Annotated in this window: 19 protein-coding genes and 1 pseudogene; 10 read left to right on the top strand and 10 right to left on the bottom strand. The window is 62.7% G+C overall.

The genetic code is table 11. From position 1 onward, the window contains the following. The first annotated feature begins 37 nt into the window (after positions 1 to 37). Positions 38 to 1207: a hypothetical protein gene (locus HWY30_RS02180; protein WP_090808126.1), complete on the top strand. Its 1170-nt coding sequence runs from the start codon at positions 38 to 40 to the stop codon at positions 1205 to 1207. A gap of 104 nt (positions 1208 to 1311) precedes the next feature. On the opposite strand, the gene HWY30_RS02175 is transcribed toward HWY30_RS02180, so the two are convergent. Further along, positions 1312 to 1866: an NADPH-dependent FMN reductase gene (locus tag HWY30_RS02175; RefSeq protein ID WP_090808128.1), complete on the bottom strand. Its 555-nt coding sequence runs from the start codon at positions 1864 to 1866 to the stop codon at positions 1312 to 1314. A gap of 291 nt (positions 1867 to 2157) precedes the next feature. On the opposite strand from HWY30_RS02175, the gene HWY30_RS02170 reads away from it, so the two are divergent. Beyond that, a complete protein-coding gene (locus tag HWY30_RS02170; RefSeq protein WP_013092833.1) occupies positions 2158 to 2373 on the top strand; it encodes a hypothetical protein in 216 nt (71 codons plus the stop codon). Between the two features lie 153 nt (positions 2374 to 2526). Here the strand turns inward: HWY30_RS02170 and HWY30_RS42420 are convergent, their stop codons facing one another. Further along, positions 2527 to 2661 carry a hypothetical protein gene (locus tag HWY30_RS42420; protein WP_018424013.1) on the bottom strand — a complete coding sequence of 45 codons (135 nt, stop codon included), beginning with the start codon at positions 2659 to 2661 and terminating at the stop codon, positions 2527 to 2529. A gap of 441 nt (positions 2662 to 3102) precedes the next feature. On the opposite strand from HWY30_RS42420, the gene HWY30_RS02165 reads away from it, so the two are divergent. Next, complete coding sequence (locus HWY30_RS02165) at positions 3103 to 3711, top strand: RNA polymerase factor sigma-70 (RefSeq protein WP_090808130.1); 609 nt, start codon at positions 3103 to 3105, stop codon at positions 3709 to 3711. After that, positions 3692 to 3904, top strand: a complete 213-nt coding sequence (locus HWY30_RS02160) for a zf-HC2 domain-containing protein (RefSeq protein ID WP_176078834.1) — start codon at positions 3692 to 3694, stop codon at positions 3902 to 3904. The genes HWY30_RS02165 and HWY30_RS02160 overlap by 20 nt, the downstream gene beginning before the upstream one ends. A 24-nt stretch (positions 3905 to 3928) precedes the next feature. On the opposite strand, the gene HWY30_RS02155 is transcribed toward HWY30_RS02160, so the two are convergent. Further along, the gene (locus HWY30_RS02155; protein ID WP_090808133.1) at positions 3929 to 4219 is read right to left on the bottom strand and encodes a DUF1272 domain-containing protein; all 291 of its coding nucleotides are present in this window, start codon (positions 4217 to 4219) and stop codon (positions 3929 to 3931) included. 133 nt (positions 4220 to 4352) lie between these two features. Beyond that, positions 4353 to 5724 (bottom strand): annotated as a pseudogene (locus tag HWY30_RS02150) (GntT/GntP/DsdX family permease). A 246-nt stretch (positions 5725 to 5970) separates the two neighbouring features. Between HWY30_RS02150 and HWY30_RS02145 the strand changes: the two are divergent. Next, positions 5971 to 6954 carry a sulfonate ABC transporter substrate-binding protein gene (locus HWY30_RS02145; protein WP_090808135.1) on the top strand — a complete coding sequence of 328 codons (984 nt, stop codon included), beginning with the start codon at positions 5971 to 5973 and terminating at the stop codon, positions 6952 to 6954. A 54-nt stretch (positions 6955 to 7008) separates the two neighbouring features. Here the strand turns inward: HWY30_RS02145 and arsC are convergent, their stop codons facing one another. Next, positions 7009 to 7368, bottom strand: coding sequence for an arsenate reductase (glutaredoxin) (gene arsC, locus HWY30_RS02140; RefSeq protein ID WP_090808137.1), 360 nt, complete (start codon positions 7366 to 7368; stop codon positions 7009 to 7011). Between the two features lie 726 nt (positions 7369 to 8094). Here arsC and parA point away from each other — a divergent pair. Next, entirely contained in the window at positions 8095 to 8757 is a 663-nt protein-coding gene (parA, locus tag HWY30_RS02135) for a ParA family partition ATPase (RefSeq protein WP_013092840.1), read from the top strand. A 24-nt stretch (positions 8758 to 8781) separates the two neighbouring features. Continuing rightward, positions 8782 to 9837 (top strand): ParB/RepB/Spo0J family partition protein, encoded by a 1056-nt coding sequence (locus HWY30_RS02130; protein ID WP_090808139.1) that lies wholly within the window; start codon positions 8782 to 8784, stop codon positions 9835 to 9837. A gap of 58 nt (positions 9838 to 9895) precedes the next feature. Here the strand turns inward: HWY30_RS02130 and HWY30_RS02125 are convergent, their stop codons facing one another. After that, positions 9896 to 11245: a replication initiation protein gene (locus HWY30_RS02125; protein WP_090808141.1), complete on the bottom strand. Its 1350-nt coding sequence runs from the start codon at positions 11243 to 11245 to the stop codon at positions 9896 to 9898. A gap of 2022 nt (positions 11246 to 13267) precedes the next feature. Here HWY30_RS02125 and HWY30_RS02120 point away from each other — a divergent pair. Beyond that, positions 13268 to 14497 carry a DNA-binding protein gene (locus HWY30_RS02120; RefSeq protein WP_090808143.1) on the top strand — a complete coding sequence of 410 codons (1230 nt, stop codon included), beginning with the start codon at positions 13268 to 13270 and terminating at the stop codon, positions 14495 to 14497. 77 nt (positions 14498 to 14574) lie between these two features. Here the strand turns inward: HWY30_RS02120 and HWY30_RS02115 are convergent, their stop codons facing one another. From HWY30_RS02115 to HWY30_RS02105, 3 genes are all read right to left on the bottom strand, one after another. Continuing rightward, entirely contained in the window at positions 14575 to 15657 is a 1083-nt protein-coding gene (locus HWY30_RS02115) for a tyrosine-type recombinase/integrase (protein WP_090808145.1), read from the bottom strand. A 115-nt stretch (positions 15658 to 15772) separates the two neighbouring features. Then, positions 15773 to 16171, bottom strand: coding sequence for a DUF2471 family protein (locus HWY30_RS02110; protein ID WP_090808147.1), 399 nt, complete (start codon positions 16169 to 16171; stop codon positions 15773 to 15775). 66 nt (positions 16172 to 16237) lie between these two features. After that, on the bottom strand, positions 16238 to 16885 hold the full coding sequence (locus tag HWY30_RS02105) for a helix-turn-helix domain-containing protein (protein ID WP_090808148.1): 648 nt from the start codon (positions 16883 to 16885) through the stop codon (positions 16238 to 16240). Between the two features lie 137 nt (positions 16886 to 17022). On the opposite strand from HWY30_RS02105, the gene HWY30_RS02100 reads away from it, so the two are divergent. Continuing rightward, positions 17023 to 18228, top strand: a complete 1206-nt coding sequence (locus HWY30_RS02100; protein ID WP_090808149.1) for a glycine C-acetyltransferase — start codon at positions 17023 to 17025, stop codon at positions 18226 to 18228. 28 nt (positions 18229 to 18256) lie between these two features. Beyond that, on the top strand, positions 18257 to 19288 hold the full coding sequence (gene tdh / locus HWY30_RS02095) for an L-threonine 3-dehydrogenase (RefSeq protein ID WP_090810329.1): 1032 nt from the start codon (positions 18257 to 18259) through the stop codon (positions 19286 to 19288). Between the two features lie 41 nt (positions 19289 to 19329). Here the strand turns inward: tdh and HWY30_RS02090 are convergent, their stop codons facing one another. Beyond that, positions 19330 to 19980: a YceI family protein gene (locus tag HWY30_RS02090; RefSeq protein WP_090808151.1), complete on the bottom strand. Its 651-nt coding sequence runs from the start codon at positions 19978 to 19980 to the stop codon at positions 19330 to 19332. Between the last annotated feature and the right edge of the window lie 64 nt (positions 19981 to 20044).

The raw sequence follows: 20044 nt of genomic DNA, 5'->3' as shown, positions 1-20044 counted from the left end.
GGTCGCCCTTTCCAGCAGAACATGTCGGGAGACAACCATGCAACATACCGTGATTGGTTTATTCGACACTTACATGCAGGCCGAAACCGCCCGCGACACGCTCGTGCAAACCGGCTTTGCGCGCGAGAAAATCGAGTTGCAGGCGAACGCCGAACCTTCGGTTGGCTCGGCCACCAGCGAAGTCGCCAACGCGGGCGTGCTCGCGAATATCGAGCGCTTTCTCGCCAGCCTGTTCTCGACCGGGCCGCGCCCATCGGACACCGCGCGTTATGCCGAGGCGATGCGGCGCGGCGCGGTGCTCGTGTGCGTCCACGCGGCAAGCGAGTCGCATGCGGAGCTGGCGCGCAATACGCTCGTGCGGCTCGGCGCGACGGATATCGGCGACCGCCCGCCCGAGGCGGACACGCCGGCCGCCACCGACCGCGACCACTCGATACTCGATGAGCTGGGCATCGGCGCGGTGATGCCGGGAACGCCGCGCACGTCGACCGTAACGACCGAGGCGGGTGCGACGCCCGGGATGCGGGACACCACTGCGACACCGGGGGCGGCGGGCGTGAGTTCGAGCAGCGGCGCAGCGGGTGCGGCGGCCATGACCGAATCGACCGGAATCGCCGGCGCGACGGGCGCCACTTCGGCGACCGGTACGACCGCACCCGACACCATGCCCCCTCCCGCCGCCCCGCGCCCTGATCCGCTGGCCGCCATGCCGCCGGCGGACATCGGCGCCGCCGCCAAGCCGTTCGCGCCGCCGCCGATCAGCGAACGGCCGATGAGCGATCCGGTCAACGAACCCATCGTCGATCCGCTCGCCGGCGATGCGGGACGCCGCGCGATCGCCGCCGGCTCGGTACCAGGTTCGGGCGCGGTGATGCAGCCGTCCGACATCGTCCCAGAAGGCGGGCAGCCGGGCACCGGTGCCGGCGCGCAGATGCCGAACGAATATCTGGAGTACGAAGAAGATTTCCGCGCGCACTACGACGAGCAGTACGCCGCCGCGAACGCGCGCTACGAAGACTATGTGCCGGCCTATCGCTACGGCGCGGAGATCGCTCGCGACGCGCGATTCCGCAATCGTCCGTGGGATGAGATCGAGCCCCAGGCACGCCGCCATTGGGAAACCACGTCGCCGGACAGCACGTGGGAGCGCTTCAAGCTCGCGGTGCGTCACGGCTGGGAGCGGGCGACCGGCCATCACCACGTGTAGGCGATGCGCCGAGCGACACGAGCGCGGCCGCCTTACGCGGCGCGCGCCGTGTTCGCGTTGCTTCGGCGGATGGTCAGGACGCGGTCAGCGGCGCTGAGGCTCGGCTACACCGCCCCGTGCCGCTTGATCCACGTGACGTAGCGGTCCATGAACGTCTGCAGGAACTTGCGCGTGCCGTCGTTGACGATCTCGCCCTTTTCGTTGATCACCGCTGGATCGTGCTTGATGAACACCTCGGGCTGCCCCATCGCCGCGACGTCGAGATAGGCGAGCACGTTGCGCAGATGCTGCTGAGCGAGCGCGCTACCGGTCGCACCGACCGAGGTGCCGATCACCGCGGCGGGCTTGTTGGCCCACGAGTTGGTGCCCCACGGCCGCGAGCCCCAGTCGAGCGCGTTTTTCAGCACGCCCGGTATCGAGCGGTTGTATTCGGGCGTCACGAACAGCAGACCGTCCGCGGCTTGCACGCGCTCCTTGAGCTTCTTGCCGGCTTCGGGATAGTCGGCGTCGTAGTCCTGGGAGTACAGCGGCAACGAGCCGATATCGATGTATTCGAAGGTGAAATCGGCTGGAGCGAGGGAAATCACCGCCTGAGCCAGCTGACGATTGAACGAATCCCGCCGCAGGCTGCCGACGACCACTGCAATGTGATAGGCCATGTTCGCTTCCTCAGGTAAGGCGCTCGACGCGCAGAGAGTACGAACTGTCCATCATAGGCAAAAGCCGCGCGAAACGCCCAGGCCCTGGCGGATGTGGCCAGCTCATAGCGGATCGGGAAGGATTCTTGCGGCACCTGACGGTGGATAACCTCGCGGCTCGAAAAGTTATCCACAGATTCGCTGAATAACCTTGTGGATAAGTGGAACTTTTGCCTTGCCAATCAAGCATGCCTTCGGGCCAGGGCGATCTGAGGCAAATGGGACATCATCGACATTCTGGAGGACCGGATCATGAGTCTCGACTACGCAGGAAAATCCCACGACGAAGCGGTCGCCGCGCGCAAGAAAGCGCGGCAGCGCGCGCAGGAGCCGGCGGGCGGCGAGATGGCCGTCGACGGCGTCGAAGCCGATGCCACGCATAGCTGCGGCGAGTTGTCGGAACAAGGCAAACAGGTGTGGCGCACGGGCGCCGGACTCGATGGCGGAGGGAAGGCGCCGAGCCGCTAGGACTCGCGGGTTGTCCGTCGGCCGTGGCTAGAAGGGGCCGCTTGACGCCGCCGTATCCCCATGCAGGCCGAACGCTGAATACTGGAATATGAAAGGGCGCCGTTGCCGGCGCCCTTTTCTCATGCTTCCTTGCTGCGTATTTCGACGTGCCGATCAGTTGCCAAAAAATACGTTGCAGTACGACGCCGGGCCGTTGCAGGTCGAAGCCGGAGCGTCGGCGTGAGCGACACCCGAAGCCGCTGCGAACAGCGCGGCCGAAGCGATCAGGGCGGAGAAAATGCGTTTCATGGTGTGCGTCCTCGTTTGTGTGTGGGTTGCGCGATCTGATGCGATCGATGGCGTGAAGAATAGCGAGCGAGCCCGCGTCCACAAACAGCGAAGATGAGAAGACATTATCTTATAAATTGAAATAATCGCTATTGTGCGATTGCGTTGAATTGGTGGTCGACTGCGACGCGTTGATCGGCCCGTATGGCGATCCAACAGCCTTGTCGCGCGCAGACTCGAAATATCATTTCTTGCAACAATTAATTTCCGGCGTCATAAGCGGCCGCGCCGCGCGACGAAGCTCCCCAGGCATCGATTGCCAAGGGGCATATGTTCAATACCGATTCGCTAGGGCAGGAGCGTGAGGGAGAATGGCGCACGCATCCGCAAACCGTGCGAGGACGACCATCCGCTCATGAATCACGACGTTTCAGGACGACACGCGCAGCGACGGAGCATGCCGTGACGCAGCCAGGCGCTCCCTCGCTGGACGATCCCATTTATCTCGCGCAATTGCGGCGTGACCTCGTGCGCTTCGCCCGTCTGCAATTGCGCGACGCCGCGGCCGCCGAGGACGCCGTGCAGGAAGCGCTGACCGCCGCGTGGACTCAGGCCACGCGTTTCGCCGCGCAGTCGGAGCACAAGACTTGGGTGTTCGGCATCCTGCGCCATAAGCTCGTCGACACGCTGCGCGCGCGCCAACGCACGGTCAATCTGTCGGCGCTCGAAGCCGAACTCGACGGCGAGGCGCTGCTTGATCGCGTGCTCTTCAAGGACAACGGCCACTGGTCGCGCGAGACCAAACCGCGTCCGTGGCCGACACCCGAAACTGCATTGCGCCAGCAGCAATTCTGGACGCTGTTCGAGATGTGCCTCGAGCATTTGCCCGAGCACATTGGACGCGTGTTCATGATGCGGGAGTTTCTCGACATCGACATCGCGGCGATCTGCGCCGAACTGCAGATCAACGCGAATCATTGCAGCGTGCTGATCTATCGCGCGCGGCTGCGGCTACGCACGTGCCTGAGCGAAAAAGGCCTATCCAGCGAGGATGCGAATGGGGAAATGTAAGGACATCACGCGGCTGCTATCCGATGCGCTCGACCGCTCCCTGTCGACTGGCGAATGGCTCGCGATCCGCCTGCATCTGCCGACCTGCAGCGGGTGCCGGAACTATCGCAAACAGATCCGCCTGCTGCGGGTCGCCGCGCATGTGGCGAGCGGAGCGGCGAACGTGGATGGAGAGGTGAGCGGCGACGAGTGATTTGCCGCTTTGCCACACCGCAGTTCAGCACTCGCCGATCGGCACGTCGCGATAGCGTTCGAAAAAGCGAGCACGCGATGCTTCATCGATGCCGACAGGATGCGCATCGGCACGCGCCGGATGTTGGGCGAGTTGCGCGCGGGTGCGAATCGGCCGTTGCGCGAAATTGCCGCCGCAATTCGGACACACGTTGCGCAGCCTCGTCAGCGCGCAGACCTCGCAGAACGTGCATTCGTAGGTGCAGATCATTGCGTCGGGCGCGTTCGGCGGAAGTGACTTGCCGCAGCCTTCGCAGGTTGGTCGCAATTCGAGCATGACGGTGGCTCCTGTTGTTGATGACGCGAGGCGCGGCTTGCTGCCTGGCGTCGCGTGAAGTTCTGCGCGCGTGTTCCGCTGTGCGCGCGTCAATACGCGGCCCAAATGGGTGAGGCTGTCGCGCGCGCCGTGCTCACGTCAACGCGCTCCACAGCACGAGCGTCAACGCGAGACCGACGACCGATACGATCGTCTGCAAGACCGACCACACCACAGTCTGTTTAAGCTGGAGTCCGAAATATTCGCGGACCATCCAGAAGCCGGCGTCGTTCACATGGCAGAAGAACACCGAGCCGGCGCCGATCGCGAGCGCCATCAGCGAATTGTGCGTCGCGCCGAGGCCCGCGACGACCGGCGCGACGATGCCGGCCGTCGTCGTCGTGGCGACCGTCGCCGAGCCGGTGGCCTGACGCAGCGCGACGGCGATCAACCAGGCGAGCAAGATCAGCGGCATAGGCGCCCCGACCGCGATCTTGCCGATCGTCGCGCTGATGCCCGCTGCGACGAGCGCCTGCTTCAGGCCGCCGCCCGCGCCGATCGTCAGCAACAGCGCGGCGATCGGCGGCAGGCTTTTGCGCAGAATGCCCCCGACGCGCTCGCGCGCCATGCCGCGCGACCAGCCGAGCGCGACCACAGCGAACAGCACGGTGAGGCCCAGCGCGATCAGCGGCTCGCCAAGAAAATTCAGCATATCGAAGAGCAACGTTTCGGGCTCGAGCAGCAGCTTCGCGACCGTGCGGCCGAGCATCAGAACGACGGGCAGCAGGAACGTGATCAGAAAGATTGCGAAGCCCGGCGGCTCGAAGCCGTTCTGCTCGGCGGTGAACAGCTTGCCCATTTCTTCAGGCTCGACGACGAGCATGCGTTTCGACAGCCAGATGCCATACAGCGGACCGGCGAGGACCACCGCGGGAAGCGCCACGATCAGGCCGAGGCCCAACGTCAAGCCGAGATCGGCGTGCAACGCGCTCACCGCGATCAGCGGACCCGGATGCGGCGGCAGCAGCGCATGCAGCGTCGTCATACCGGCGAGCGCGGGAATCGCGATGCGCAGAATCGGCTGCTGCGCGCGACGCGCCATGACGAAGATGATCGGCACCATCATCACGAGGCCGACTTCGAAGAACAGCGGCAGGCCGATGAGCAGCGCGACGACGCATCATCCACGGCAGCGTGCGCGGGGTCGAGTGCGCGAGGATCGTCGACACGAGCCGGTCGGTGGCGCCCGATTCGGCCATCAACGCACCGAGCATCGCGCCCAGCGCAATGATGATGCCGACGTCGCCGAGCAACGCGCCGGCGCCTTTGCTGAACGCGCTCGCGACTGCTTCGAGCGGCAGGCCGGCCGTGAAGCCCGCCGCGAAGGTGCCGACCAGGATCGACAGGAACGGCGCGAGCTTGAGCATGCCGATGAAGATGATGATCAGTGCTAGTCCAAGCGCGCACGACAGGATCAGTTGGGTGTCGTGGGCGGCCCCCGGTGTCAGTGTTGTCGTTACAGGCACGGCGGCTTTTTTCCTCTCTTCGTTTGCAGTCGATCGATGCAGCCGCGAGCTGGTGGTGCGGGCGCTTGTTTTGCCGGTCGATTGCAGCGGGAGGGGATAGGTTGGGCTTTGGGCAATGCTTCGCGACTGTCGCATGATTTGCTTATGCGAATTTATCGGTTCGTCCAGGCCCGCAGACGAATTATCGTCAGAGCCAATCGGACCATCTTTTGGCGTCCGTTAAATTCTTTTTCGACGAGTATTCTCATGTCCCGTGATCCGCTGCTGACGCGCCGTACGTTTCTGGCCGGCGTAGGCGCGACGCTGGCCGCCGCCGCGTTGCCGGTCTTCTCCACCGCCGCATTTGCCGCCGATGAACATGCAAAAGAACTTCGCATCGGATATCAGAAAGCCGCAAGCACCCTGGTATTGCTGAAGGCGCACGGCACGCTCGAAAAGCGGCTCGCGCCACTTGGCATCACGGTCAAATGGACCGAGTTTCCGGCTGGGCCGCAATTGCTGGAAGGGCTGAACGTCGGCGCGATCGATTTCGGCTATGTGGGCGAGGCGCCGCCCGTGTTCGCGCAGGCCGCGGGGGCCAATTTCGTCTACACGGCGTATGAAATTCCGACGCCGCACGCCGAAGGCATCCTCGTGCATCCGGACGCGCCAATCAAAACCTTGGCCGATTTGAAGGGAAAGAAGATTGCGCTGAACAAGGGCTCGGATGTGCACTGGTTTCTCGTCGCCGCGTTGCAGAAGAACGGCGTGAAGTTCAGCGAGATCCAACCCGTGTATCTGCCGCCCGCCGATGCACGCGCGGCCTTCGAGCGCGGTGCGGTCGATGCGTGGGCGATCTGGGATCCGTTCCTCGAAGCCGCCAGGCGGCAAACGAACGCGCGGCAGCTCGCCGATGCCGAGGGTATCGTGAGTCACCACCAGTTCTTTCTGAGCGCGCGGCCCTTCGCGCAACAGAACGGCGACGTCCTCGCGATCGTGATCGATGAAGTCGGCAAGGAAGGGGAGTGGGTGCGCGGCCATTACAGCGAGGCCGCCGCCCAACTCGCGCCGATTCAAGGGCTCGACGCGAGCGTGATCGAATCAGGCTTGCGGCATTACGCGCATATCTACAAGCCCGTCGACGCGAACGTGCTTGCGGAACAACAGCGCATCGCGGATACGTTCACCGAACTGCATCTGATCCCGACGAAGATCGTGACCAAGGATGCCGCGCTGTCCGGCAAAGCGTAGCGCAGCAGTTCGAGTCCGCATTGCCCACATCGTTTTACTTCGACGGTCGCGCGATCAGCCGAAAAGCGCGGCGACATTTTCCGGCGGGCGGCCGATGACAGCCCGTCCGTTTCTGACGACGATCGGTCGTTGCAACAGAATCGGATGCTTCGCCAATGCGTCATAGAGCTGGGCGTCCGTCAACGCCGTGTCGGCAAGATTGAGCTCTTTATATTCGGCCTCGGTGTCGCGGATCATTTCGCGGACGGGACAGCCGAGTTGAGCATTGAGCTTCTCAAGCTCTGCGACGGTGAGTGGCTTCTTCAGATATTCGACGATTTCCGTCGCTTCGTTTGCGGAGTTGTAGGTGTTCGCGACGAGTTCGCAGGTGGTGCGAGATTTGGAGCAGCGCGGGTTGTGGTAGACGGTGATCATGGCTGGATTCGGGGGCTTACGCCGTTGAAGGTTGCTGCGACGGTTAGAACAATTCGGGAATTTTAGCGGGTGACTTGATGACGTGGCGCGGGATGACTGCGCGGCATCCGCGTTGTTGAACCATCGGCGAGGTGGGTCGGTTTATGCGCATAAACCAACGCTGCCTTCGAGGCGAGTGGGAATAGTTTAATGCTGGCACCCTGAGTTCTAGTCGCACCTGAGATTTGCTCGCGCGGGCGCGATTCAAACGACAACCTATATCCCCGCTGATGAGGCGCCGGATGCACGTTTGCCGCTTGCCGCCATGTCTGGGGAGAATCGGCGTCGGACGAATTCATGACGAATGGTCCCTCCGGGCCAATTGGCACGCGAACTTTATGCGCATAAAGTCTGGCACCTCTCACCCCTTTGGTCGCTCAGATGCGTGCGCTCCTTTTCTCTACACATCAGCCCGAAAACCGCGAACAGTCACCGACGACTGTGCACGCAGTGCGCGAGCACTCGTTACTTTCCCTTTGCCACCGCCGGACAGCGATCAGCAACGCTTAAGCCCCAGTCCACGCTTGCCCTGATATCCCGCAAGACCCCGGACACGCGTCCGATGCCTCTTTATGCGCATAAACCCTTTGCCGAATGGCCAATTTCCGAACTGCGCTTACGCAAATCATTTGAAATCGCAATTCAACCAGGTAAAATCCATTTGCGTCTAAAAAGAGGAGGTGAAATTTGGCGGCAGAAATCATCGCGGTAACACAGCAGAAAGGCGGGGTCGGGAAGAGCACCATCGCGATGCATCTCGGCGCTGCATTTCACGAGAAAGGCAAACGCGTTCTCGTCGTCGACGCGGATGGCCAAAACACTCTGATTCACTGGGCCAGTGCTGCCTCCGACGGCGACATCGGTATTCCATTCGCCGTCGTCAACCTGTCCGAAGCAGGCAGCCAGATCCATCGCGAGATCAAGAAGTTCGTGGCTGACTACGACATCATCGTCGTCGACTGCCCGCCCTCCATCACCGAAAAAGTCTCGGGCGTCGTTCTGCTCGCGGCGAGCGTCGCGGTGATCCCAACTTCCTCGTCCCCTGCCGATTACTGGTCGAGCATCGGCCTCGTCAAGCTGGTCCAGCAAGCGCAGGTCATGAACGAAGACCTGCGAGCCGTGTTCCTGCTCAACAAGACTGAAGAGAAACGGATGCTGACGCGCGAACTGAAGCGCGCGCTCGAAGAACTCGGCTTCCCTCTCCTCAAGACCCAGATTCCCACGCGCGAAGCCTACAAGCAGGCAATGGCGTTAGGGCAAACGGTGCTTCAGATGAACGACCGCGGCGCGAAGCTCGCCGCGCTCGAAGTACGGGCGTGCGCCAACGAGATCGCCGCCTTGCTCCCGTGAATTTATGCGCATAAAGGACCCTGAATGAAACCGTCCCAGTTCGCCAAAGGCTTTCAAGCACGTCCTGACACGACCAGCAGCGAAAAGCGCACCGCGCTCGACCGTCTGAATGCGATCGACGGCCTGGTCAGCAACGAGGCGAAAACTCCCACGATCGCCGGGCGTGCGATTCCGGCCGTCTTGCCGTCGCGTCTGCAGGACGCGGAGATTCCTGATCCGGACAACGAATCGGCGGCCTACCGCGCCTGGAGGCTCGAACACGGCTATCGCCCCGGCCAGATCATCGAACTGGCGCTCAAGACGATCAAGCCGAGCCCGTTCAATCCACGGTACTTCTATGTGAAGTCGTCGATTGCGGAGCTTGCCGTCAATCTGGCGAAGCAGGGGCAGCAGCAGGCGATTCACGTCATTCCCGACTATGACAACCCTGGCACCTACTTCGTCAGTGACGGCGGCAGACGGGTGCGTGCGCTGAAAGAAGCGAACAAGGAGTCGGTGAAAGCGATCGTCATCGATCTGCCGGTCGGTATCCAGAGCTACAAGCTCGGTTACGACCTCAACGTGCAGCGCGACTCGCAGACGGTGTTCGACAACGCGGTCGTGTGGCGACGCTTTCTGGACGAGCGGCATTTCCAGAGCCAGAAGGAACTGGCCGAACATCTCGGCCTCGACGAATCGACGGTCGCAGTCGCGCTGTCCATCGCCAAACTCCCGGAAACCGTGATGCAGGAAATGGTCGCGCGCCCTGACCGCTTCGGCTCGAACATGGCGTATCAGGTGGGCCGCTACCACACGGCTCGCGGCGCGGAGGCGACACTGCGACTGATCAACCGGATCCTTTCCGACGATCTGAGCACACGCCAGGTCGCCGACATCGTCAAAGGCCGAGCGACCTCGCAGGAAAGCGCCAAACCGGCGGGCCGGCAGCGCTACGCGCAACGTCTGGAAATCAAGCTTGGTGGTGTGTCGGTCGGCGATCTGAAGTCGTACGGGGACGACCGGCTCGAGTTGCGCCTGAAAGGCCTCACGCGTGAAAAGCGCGACGACATCCTGCGGCAGATCGAGAAGATGCTGAAGTAAGACGTGAGGGCGGTGCGCATGCACCGCCGCCTGGATTTCAAAGGCAGTTATCGACCCATCACGCCGCGCGCGACTGGCTCAGCGTAAAGGCGAGCAGGTCGCCGTCGGTCGGTTCGCCCCAGGTCCTGCGCGCGAGCCAGTCGAAGAACGCCGTTTCGACGATCTTCGAATCGAGCCCGCGACGCCGCCAGTCGTCGCGCATGTGCGTGCCCAGCCCCGGCAATTCATCTTCCTCGAACGACTGTCGCGCGATATCGCGCTCCGACTCGCCCTGTTCGTTGTACAACTCGTAGGCCTGCTTGCGACGGTAAGCCGAGTATTCACCGAGCAGACGCGCCTTCAGATCGTCGGCCGGCGACACCGCGGCCTTGCTGGTGCCGCCACCCGCGGGCAGCGCCTCGACCGGCGGCGCATAGCCTTTCTTCAACGCATCCTTGAACAGCGCCGGCGCACTGCGCACCGGCGGCAGTGACGTGCTGCGCATACGCTGCTCGGTCATCTGCAGCGCCGCGCGGATCCGGTTCTCCTCGCTGTCCGCATAAAGCGTCTGCGCCTCCTTGAGCGGAATGCCGATCTTCACCATCCGGTCGACCAGCGTGCTGTCGAACACGTTCGGATGTTCGTCGAGCGCGAGCATCGGCTGCTTGCGCTCGGTCACGCGGAACTGGATTTCAGCGACGCGCCGACCCTCGCGATGCTCGATCAGCTCGACAAAAATGTTCGTGACCGCGTTGACCTCGGCGATGGCCGGGCGCAGGTAGTCGCGCTTGAAATACTTGTACTCGCGCTTCGCCTCGTCGCCGGCTTCAGTGTCCGGCGTGCCCGACAGAATCGGCCGCCACCATTCCCAGGTCTCGCGCATCGTCAGGTGGCTGGGGTTGGTCAGGTAGCGCACGCAGATCTCGTAGAGTGCGAGGCCCGCGCTACTGCGCAGCTGGCTCTGGAACTGCAGACTCAGCCGCGCATACTGAACCGGATCGAGCAGTTTCTTCTTGATCTTCGGCGCAAACGAAAACTCGACCCAGACGCGACGCGTGGTCGGATCTTCGAGAATTTCCGCGTCCGCGATCAGCGTCGAAATACCCCATTTGCGGCCAGGCTTCTGACTCGATGTGCCGGTGCTCCACTCGACCTGCACCGACACCATGCGGCGCAGATGCTCCTTGACGAGCGCGGTGTCATTGGAATCGAACGCGGAATTGGCGACGATGTCGGACAGCAGCGCCCGATAGGTGTCGCCCGACTCATCCGCTTGCTGGGCCACTGCGAGTAACACGTTAAAAAGCTTGCGCGTGAGCAGCGTGATCTTGCCGCTCTTGGGCTGGATCGCGATCGCCTCGACGGCTTTGCGCAGCTCAGCCGAGCTCGGGCTGACAACATCGGTCTTTTTCGCGCGCTTCGTGGCCATGCGTCGAGGTGAGGAGGGGATTTCGCGAGAGCATACCGGCTGTGGTGATACGCGTCTATAGCGCCCATCTCACCATTGCCGGTGAAGCGAGTTTACGAAGCGCAACTCACCTCGAGCAACTCCCGAAAACCCTCACCTCGTGTGCGTGCCGCCAGGATCGGGCTCTCCTTGCCGGTCGCGGCGTCTGCGAATCCGGCTTGTTTCGCCGCGTGCGGCAACGGGGAGCATGTGATCCCGAATCTTCTCACCTCAAAAATTTTCGCGGATTTTTTCGAGAACCTCGTGTAAACGGATGGCGTCCGGGGCGGCTGATGACTTCGTCGTGCGGCCTCGCGATCGTTTCGTCGACCGTCGCGTGCTGCCGGCCGACGCACAGTCCCGGATCGATAGATGGAATGCCCGCACGGTATTGGGCCCGCAACGCGGCGCGGGCCAGCGACGGGCGCCCCGTCAGCCCTGTTGTCGGTGCATCAAGCTTCCTATCGCCGGGCGCGCCATTCGACTGCTTGGTACCTCCGCTGACAATTCAGCCCTCACTACCGAGAACCTGCCGGAGTTAATCACCTGTTTCGACTTCGAGCCTGGTCCGAAGCCGCCGAAAAAGGGGAGATTCAACCACAGGCAAATCCTCACCGCTCCAATGCTCCCGAAAAACCTCACCGTAGCACCGCGGAACGGCACAACACGACACGCGCTCAGGCCGCGCCAGTACCGCTTCCCCAATGCAACCTCCTGAAAAGCGTCACCTTTGACCTTTATGGAGGCCCCGGCGCCCCCTTCCAAAGAACTCCTGAAAACTCTCACCTTTGCTGGAGGACAGGAAAAAAATCAATGATTTCCGTGACTTGCGATAATCCCATCTAGCGCTCGAACCATCGGTGTTCCCGTAAAATCTCACCTTAAGCCAGTTTTTCGCACCGCAGCACTTTTCATTGCGTCCCCGCGGACCTCCCGAAAAGACTCACCTTTGCAATCAGCGACCAGGTATACCTTCGCTCGCAAATTGCCATCCGCCGGGCATCTCCAGCCGATAGCCCGCGTTTCAGTCCCGAATCTCCTCACCTTAACGCGTAAAACCCTATCCAGACCTTCCCGAAAAGCCTCACCTTTGACGGAATCGCCGGCCAAATCGGCTCCCGGATCTAGCTGATCAGCCAGTTCCCCGAATCCCCTCACCTTTCCAATCGCCAGCGGTTCCCGCCGACCAGTCTTTCGGGCGATCGATGCGTCGAATTCCATCCTGGCTCCCGTAAAACCTCACCTCAGCAGTATCGATGCTCAAAAAGAAAGCAAAACTGGACCCCGCGCCCCGAAAAATCTCACCTTCGTTTTCCGTTTTCTCCCGCTACGGCTCACCAAAGCGGTTAGCCACCCCAAAAAACCGGCAAAAAACCATGCTCGCGAGCCTCCCGAAAGCCCTCACCTTGCTCAGACCAAACCGAACAGACACTTTCGAGGGGTGTCGGGCGCTTCGCGGCCGCGAAGTCCCGCAAAACCTCACCTTTGCCCAAACCCCACGTATACGGCGGTTCCTGAACCCGCTCACGTTCCGTCCCGGAGCCGCTCACCGAGCTTCCCGAACCCCATCACTCGAGTTTCCCGCAGACCCTCACCAAGTCTCCCGCAAAGCTTCACCTTGCTGGCCTGAAAGCCGCGCCAGATAAGGGTTTGCCGAGTCGTTAACGTCTTTAACAAGGGTTCAAAGGTGTTTATTTTTATTACTCTCAAGCCTTACACCCGCGAGCCCCGTGAAACACAGGCCCAACACCCCGCAGCCATTGCCGATCCATCGTGAAACAGTGCGCGACCATGCGGAAATCAAACAAAATTCTTCTAATACAATGGCTTATTAGCTATTCTTCGTTTTGTTTCACGGAGAAAAACGGCAGGCGCGTGTTTACCATCGCAATCTGCACGCAAAAGCCCGTCGATATACGCCAATCCGTTCGCCACCGATAAATCGGTAGCAAACACTACGTAAATTGTTATGATCCATCCAATTCGAGCCACATCGAGGTAAACATGAATCTGGATCAGGAGCGGCAAGCCATTCGCGACGAGCTTGAATCGATGCGTGCGCAGGGCGTGCGCCGCCAGGATCTGTCGCTGCATGCATGCAAACGGCTTTTTTTCGATCTCGGCATCCGGCCATCGATGGCGGCCGTGCGCGATCTCACGCAAACCGGCAGCGCGAGCGACATCCCGAAGGACATCGATCATTTCTGGGAGCGCATCCGCAGCGTGTCGCGGGTCAAGGTCGGAGCGGGCGCGATACCAAAGGCACTGGAAGATCGCGCCGGCGAACTGCTCGGCGCGCTATTCGAAGAAGCGGTCGTGCAGGCCAAAGCGTCGCTCGATGGCGAACGTGAAGAGATCCGCGCGCAGATCAGCGCCGCCGATCTACGCGTACGCGAGGCGGAAATTCGTCGGGATGCGGCCGACGACGCCATCAGCCGCAGCGAAGCGCGCGCCGAAGCCGCGTGGGAGCGGGTTCGCGCACTTGAAACCCAGTTATCGAGCGCGACTACGCACGGCAGCGTTCACCTCGAAGGCATGCAGGCAACCACGCGCCGGCTCGACCAGGAGAACGAGGCGCTGCGGCAACGGCTCGAAAACGAACAGACTGCCAATGCTGCGTTGCGCGACCGGATCGACGCGTTGCACGTCGAATTGCGGCAAAGCACGGAGCACTATGCACAGCAGATCAAGGATGCGGTGGCCGAGGCCGAGCGGCGCGTCAAGCCGATGCTAGTCGAACTCGACTCGCTGCGTAGCATGGCCGCGACGTATCAGTCCGGCGTGCGTGATGCGAGCCGCAAGGAGTTCGAGTTCATTCAGCAGATTGCCGCCGCCAAGGCGCGCGCCGATCGGCTCGACGCGCAGCTGCGCGAGCAGTCGGACGAAGTCGACGCGCTGACGAAAGAAGTCGCCACCCTGCGTGGCCAGCAGGGCATCGATCCAGCCATCGCCGTACTGCTGTGCTCGCTGGTTACTGAGGGGCGGCTCACGAGCAAAGAGTTGAGCATGATCGGCACCGCGGCTGACGGCCACGTGACGCTGCCCGCGAGATGCCCGAAATGCGAGGAAGGTGAGCCGGAGCTGTCGCAGGTCGATCACCGTTTCGAACTGTTGTGCCCGGAATGCGAGCACTCTTCCGGCCTCGGCGAATCGAGGCTCGCGGCGGTGAACCAGTTCCTGTCGAACGATGGCGCCACCGCGCCGTCGTCCCGCTCCGTCCACGCGATGCGTTAACCAGAGGCGCAGAGGCGGCCAATCCAACGGAAAAACGTCAAAGGTGAGGAAATTCGGGACCGCAACGGTGAGGTTCTTCAGGGTTTGCCGGCTCCTGTTTCCCTCCTCAAACGCCCGTCACGGCGGGGCTCGGCCAACGGTGCCGCAGCAGGATCCGGCTCCTCTGTCGCGGGCGAATCCTGCTGATCAATCCAACTTTGCCACGCGCGATATAGCCGGTTCGCGGACACCGCCTGCACGAAGCCGAGCCATTGACCGACCTGTTCGGCCTCTACCCCGCTTTCGAACAGGTCCGCCGCAAACGTGTTGCGCAAGGTCTGCGGACTCGCGCGCGATTGGCGCGACGTGGCAATCCCCGCTGCATCGACGAGCGCATCCACCGCGCGCAGCATCGTGGCCTTATGCATCGGCCTGCCCGACGGCGATGCGGGAAACACAAGCTTGCCGGCCAGTTGCGTCAGCCGGCGTTCGGCTAGCCAGGCGTCGAAAATCGCCGTTGCGAACGGCGCGAGTCGCGTGCGCCGCGTCAGCACTGGATTCGCGGACTCGATCGTGACCCACGGCGAGCCCTCTCTCACGCAACTAACCGTAAGCGCTCCCGCTTCGCCCGTCTTCAGTCCTGCGCCCAGAAACACCGCGATCAACGCGCGATCGCGTCGCTCTCTCCAGCGCTGCGCGGTCGACAACGCCGGCAACGGCGCGAACAGCCGCGCGATCAACGCAGTGCGTTCCGCATGCGTGAGAAACCCGGTCGGCTCATTGTCGCGCGCATTGCGCCACGCGGCTTCCCCGTCCTGAGCGATGAAACGAGCCGGGTTGGTCGACGCCGATTCGATCTCGCGCACGTGATCGAGCACGCGCTCGATAAGCCGCAAATAGCGGATCCGCTGCGTTCTGCGAATCTCGAGGCTGGCGACGAATTCGGCGATCGCGGGCGTGTCGACCGTCGCGAGGCTTTGTTGCCGCGCGCCGAGCCAATCGAGAAACTGACCCCACTGCGCCTGATAGACCAACGCCGAAGAGCGACGGAAGTGCTGCTTCGCGAGCCACGCATCGAACGCGACCTGCGGGTCGCGACGCCAGTCTTCGCGTTGCTGATCGAACAGATCGGTGGAGGGCGCGGGACGGGGAACGGGGTCGGACAGATGAGGAGGTGACATGGGCAATCCTTCCGTTAGTTGCACCGTTTGGTCCGCGTATTGTAGGCGCTGACCGCCGCAAGGCCGACCGCGGGGAATGGATGAGGATCCGAGCCATCCCGACGTGGTGCCGCCATTAGCCGCCCCACGCCCGGGCGCGCTTTAAGGGCGCATCGGCCGGCCGTGGCAGCGCCGCCCGGCGCGCCGCTTCCTCGTACGCATTGACGGCAAACGCAAAAACGGCGGGCAATGCGTTGGAGGTGCCGAAATCCACGCCGTCATCGGTTTCTGGATAAGGCAGATCGGACGGGCGCTGGAACAGCCCGAGCATCAGCGCGTCGTGCCGGCTGGCAAAACCGAGATCGGCCAGCGCCTCGGCTTCGATGGCATGGAGCAGACGCCACGTGAGCGGCACCTGCCTGACGATGTAGCGCGTGGCGATGCTGCGCACGATATGTTCGAGATCGCGCGCGGCGGTCTGGAAGCGCAGCGCGGCGAGAGTTTGATCGGTAGGGTCGGTTTTCAGGTTGTTCATTCTCGGCTCCAATCGACACCTGATACTGTACAAACATACAGTACCGGGCGCAACCTGGCCGAACGACTAACCGTGAATCACGACCAGCAGCGCTTTCGCCTCGCTCTTGCCGACGTTGCGGATCGCATGCGGAACATCCGCGACGTAGCGCGCGGTGTCCGCGACCTTGAGCCGCTTCGTCGCGCCGGCCGCCTCGATGTCGATCGAGCCGTGCAGCACGGTCAGATGCTCGCGCGTGCCTGGCTCGTGCGCGTTCGACACGAGGGCCCCGCCTGGCTGCAGCGTCAACTCGTACCACTCGAACTTGCCGGCCAGCTCGATCGGTCCCCACACACGCAACTGGTATTTCGCTTCGTGACCGCTTAGCGTAGGAATATCGCGCGGTCCGGAAACGGCGATTGCCTCAGGCGACTTCGGCGGCGCAAACAGCGAATCGAGACTTACGCCAAGCGCATTGGTCAGCCGCCATGCAACCGCGATCGTCGGATTGGCCTTGTCGCGCTCGATTTCCGAGAGCATCGATTTCGACACGCCGGCCGCGCGCGACAGATCGTCGAGCGTCATGCGCCGCTCGGCGCGCAGCCGTTGAATCTGTTCGCCGACGCGCGGCGGCGCCGCAATCGCCGCACTTGGCGGTAATGCCGCGCTGGCGGAGGTGGGCGCCGCATTGGACGCGGTGCGGCGTGTACCCGAACTTGCCATTTCCTGACCCATCGTTTAGAGTTGTTCGATATACCGGATTTTAGTTCGGAAAAACGAAAATATCCGATAAAGCTGACAACCGACTATAACAGGCCGCCCTTCCCGCGCGCATGCGAATGCGGCCGCCATCACTCTCAGGAGTCCCGTTCATGCGTGACCAATACCTTGCCCATTTGCGCGGCACCCTCGACCAGATCCGCGCCGACGGCTTCTACAAGAGCGAGCGCGTGATCGCGAGTCCGCAGTCGGCCGACGTGCGTCTTGCCGACGGCAGCGACGTGCTGAACTTCTGCGCAAACAACTATCTCGGTCTCGCCGACGACACGCGGCTGATCGAAGCCGCCAAGCAAGGCCTCGACAGCGACGGCTTCGGGATGGCGTCGGTGCGCTTCATCTGCGGCACGCAAACCGTGCACAAGCAACTCGAAGCGGCGCTCGCCGCATTCCTGCAAACCGACGACTGCATTCTCTACTCGAGCTGCTTCGACGCGAACGGCGGCCTGTTCGAAACGCTGCTCGACGAAAACGACGCGATCATCAGCGACGAGCTGAATCACGCGAGCATCATCGACGGTGTGCGGCTGTCCAAGGCGAAGCGCTTTCGCTACAGGAACAACGACCTCGGCGATCTCGAAGCGCGCCTGCAGGAAGCCGATGCGGCGGGCGCGCGCTTCAAACTGATCGCGACCGACGGCGTGTTCTCGATGGACGGCATCATCGCGAACCTCGCCGGCATCTGCGATCTGGCCGACAGGTACGGCGCATTGGTCATGGTCGACGACTCGCACGCCGTCGGCTTCATCGGTGAACACGGTCGCGGCACGCCCGAGCATTGCGGAGTGATGGCGCGCGTCGACATCATTACCGGCACGCTCGGCAAGGCGCTCGGCGGCGCATCGGGCGGCTACGTCGCGGCGCGCAAGGAAGTCGTCGAACTGTTGCGGCAGCGCTCCCGCCCGTATCTGTTCTCGAACACGCTCACGCCGAGCATCGCGGCGGCGTCGCTGAAGGTACTCGAATTGCTCGCCAGCGATGAAGGGGCGTTGCTGCGCGCACGCGTGCGCGAAAACGGCGCGCATTTCCGCCGCGCGATGAGCGCGCTCGGCTTCACGCTCGTGCCGGGCGAACATCCGATCATTCCGGTGATGCTCGGCGACGCGCAACTCGCGGGAAAGATGGCCGATGCGCTGCTGAAGCAAGGCGTCTACGTGATCGGTTTTTCGTTCCCGGTGGTGCCGCGTGGCCGCGCGCGCATCCGCACGCAGATGAGCGCCGCGCACACGCCGGAGCAGATCGACCGTGCCGTCGAGGCGTTCGCGCGCGTCGGCCGCGAGCTCGGCGTCATCCCCACGTGATCGCCGCGTGATTCGAATGGAGAAGCAGATGAAAGCATTGGCAAAACTCGAACGCGGACCGGGCCTCACGCTGACCGACGTGAAGAAGCCCGAAGTCGGTCATAACGACGTGATGATCCGCATCACGCGCACCGCGATTTGCGGCACCGACATTCATATCTGGAAGTGGGACGACTGGGCGCAGAAGACGATTCCGGTGCCGATGCACGTCGGCCATGAATACGTCGGCGAAATCGTCGAGATGGGGCAGGAAGTGCGCGGCTTTGCGATCGGCGATCGGGTGTCGGGCGAAGGACACATCACCTGCGGCTTCTGCCGCAACTGTCGCGCGGGCCGCCGGCATCTGTGCCGCAACACGATCGGCGTCGGCGTGAATCGCGAGGGCGCGTTCGCCGAATACCTGGTGATTCCGGCCTTCAACGCGTTCAAGATCCCGCCTGAAATCTCCGACGATCTCGCCGCGATCTTCGATCCGTTCGGCAACGCGACGCATACGGCGCTGTCGTTCAACCTCGTCGGCGAAGACGTGCTGATTACCGGCGCTGGGCCGATCGGCATCATGGCGGTCGCGATCGCCAGGCACGTCGGCGCGCGCAACGTCGTGATCACCGACGTCAACGACTATCGCCTCGAACTCGCGCGCAAGATGGGCGCGACGCGCGCGGTGAACGTGTCGCGCGAATCGTTGCGCGACGTGATGCACGATCTGCACATGACCGAGGGCTTCGACGTCGGACTCGAAATGTCGGGCGTGCCGAGTGCTTTTACGGGCATGCTCGAAGCGATGAACCACGGCGGCAAGATCGCGCTGCTCGGCATTCCACCCGCGCAAACCGCGATCGACTGGACCCAGGTGATCTTCAAAGGCCTTGAAATCAAGGGCATTTATGGGCGCGAGATGTTCGAGACCTGGTACAAGATGGTGGCGATGCTGCAAAGCGGCCTCGATCTGTCGCCGATCCTCACCCACCATTTCAAGGTCGACGACTATCAGGAAGCCTTCGCGACGATGCTCTCCGGCGAAAGCGGCAAGGTGATTCTCGACTGGACCTCAGCCTGAGTCGGTGCTTCGCCGTCAGAACGCTGACGCCCGCAGCGCGCTTACGCGCCTGCGGGCGTTTTCACGAACTCGGCCTGGATGCGCACGTGAATATCGTCGCCGACGGCCGGATACCAGGTAGACAGACCGAACTTCGCGCGGCTGAAATGACCGTCCGCGGAAAAGCCGAGCGTGTCTTTCTTCGTTAGCGGATCGGGCGCGAAGCCGTTGAACGTGACGTCGAGCGTGACCGGCTGCGTGACGCCGCGGATCGTCAGATCGCCGCTCAGCGTGCCGTGCGCTTCGCCGGTGCGCTCGAAACGCGTGCTCGCGAAGCGGATCTGCGGATAGCGCGCGACGTCGAGCATGCTGTCGCTTTTCACCATCTTGTCGAGCAGCGGCACGTTCGTGTCGATGCTCGCGGCGTCGATCGCGACCGACGCCGTGCTGCGGTCGAGGCCGCCGTCGTTCCAGTCGAGCTCCCCCTGCTTGCGATCGAAACGCATCGTAAAGCGCGTGTATTTGAGGTGATCGATATCGAACGTGATGCTCGTATGGTCCTGATCGATGTCGTAGCGTCCGGGCGGCACGCGCGCCTCGTTCTGACTGACCGAATGCGTGAGCACCTGGATCGGCGTGCAGGCCACCGCGCCCAGCAGCGTTGCGCCGAGCAGCGCGCGTACCCACGCGGTGCGAACGGAGGATGGTTTCATCGAAGCGATTCCGGTTGAGCGGTGATCAAGCTATCTCCATCACGATAGCAGCAAGCGCACCCAC

This window comes from Paraburkholderia tuberum STM678 (assembly GCF_902833905.1).
GTDB lineage: Bacteria > Pseudomonadota > Gammaproteobacteria > Burkholderiales > Burkholderiaceae > Paraburkholderia > Paraburkholderia tuberum.
This window is presented reverse-complemented; position numbering and strand designations above follow the sequence as displayed.

What these genes read in the sequence shown, in the direction of transcription:
- arsC (WP_090808137.1), bottom strand. Translation starts at nt 7,368, where the DNA reads ATGATCACCGTCTACCACAACCCGCGCTGCTCCAAATCTCGCACCACC.
- HWY30_RS02115 (WP_090808145.1), bottom strand. Translation starts at nt 15,657, where the DNA reads ATGTCACCTCCTCATCTGTCCGACCCCGTTCCCCGTCCCGCGCCCTCC.
- HWY30_RS02130 (WP_090808139.1), top strand. Translation starts at nt 8,782, where the DNA reads ATGAAACCGTCCCAGTTCGCCAAAGGCTTTCAAGCACGTCCTGACACG.
- tdh (WP_090810329.1), top strand. Translation starts at nt 18,257, where the DNA reads ATGAAAGCATTGGCAAAACTCGAACGCGGACCGGGCCTCACGCTGACC.
- HWY30_RS02100 (WP_090808149.1), top strand. Translation starts at nt 17,023, where the DNA reads ATGCGTGACCAATACCTTGCCCATTTGCGCGGCACCCTCGACCAGATC.
- HWY30_RS02180 (WP_090808126.1), top strand. Translation starts at nt 38, where the DNA reads ATGCAACATACCGTGATTGGTTTATTCGACACTTACATGCAGGCCGAA.
- HWY30_RS42420 (WP_018424013.1), bottom strand. Translation starts at nt 2,661, where the DNA reads ATGAAACGCATTTTCTCCGCCCTGATCGCTTCGGCCGCGCTGTTCGCA.
- HWY30_RS02090 (WP_090808151.1), bottom strand. Translation starts at nt 19,980, where the DNA reads ATGAAACCATCCTCCGTTCGCACCGCGTGGGTACGCGCGCTGCTCGGC.
- HWY30_RS02105 (WP_090808148.1), bottom strand. Translation starts at nt 16,885, where the DNA reads ATGGGTCAGGAAATGGCAAGTTCGGGTACACGCCGCACCGCGTCCAAT.
- HWY30_RS02145 (WP_090808135.1), top strand. Translation starts at nt 5,971, where the DNA reads ATGTCCCGTGATCCGCTGCTGACGCGCCGTACGTTTCTGGCCGGCGTA.
- HWY30_RS02155 (WP_090808133.1), bottom strand. Translation starts at nt 4,219, where the DNA reads ATGCTCGAATTGCGACCAACCTGCGAAGGCTGCGGCAAGTCACTTCCG.
- HWY30_RS02110 (WP_090808147.1), bottom strand. Translation starts at nt 16,171, where the DNA reads ATGAACAACCTGAAAACCGACCCTACCGATCAAACTCTCGCCGCGCTG.
- HWY30_RS02125 (WP_090808141.1), bottom strand. Translation starts at nt 11,245, where the DNA reads ATGGCCACGAAGCGCGCGAAAAAGACCGATGTTGTCAGCCCGAGCTCG.
- HWY30_RS02170 (WP_013092833.1), top strand. Translation starts at nt 2,158, where the DNA reads ATGAGTCTCGACTACGCAGGAAAATCCCACGACGAAGCGGTCGCCGCG.
- HWY30_RS02175 (WP_090808128.1), bottom strand. Translation starts at nt 1,866, where the DNA reads ATGGCCTATCACATTGCAGTGGTCGTCGGCAGCCTGCGGCGGGATTCG.
- HWY30_RS02120 (WP_090808143.1), top strand. Translation starts at nt 13,268, where the DNA reads ATGAATCTGGATCAGGAGCGGCAAGCCATTCGCGACGAGCTTGAATCG.
- HWY30_RS02160 (WP_176078834.1), top strand. Translation starts at nt 3,692, where the DNA reads ATGCGAATGGGGAAATGTAAGGACATCACGCGGCTGCTATCCGATGCG.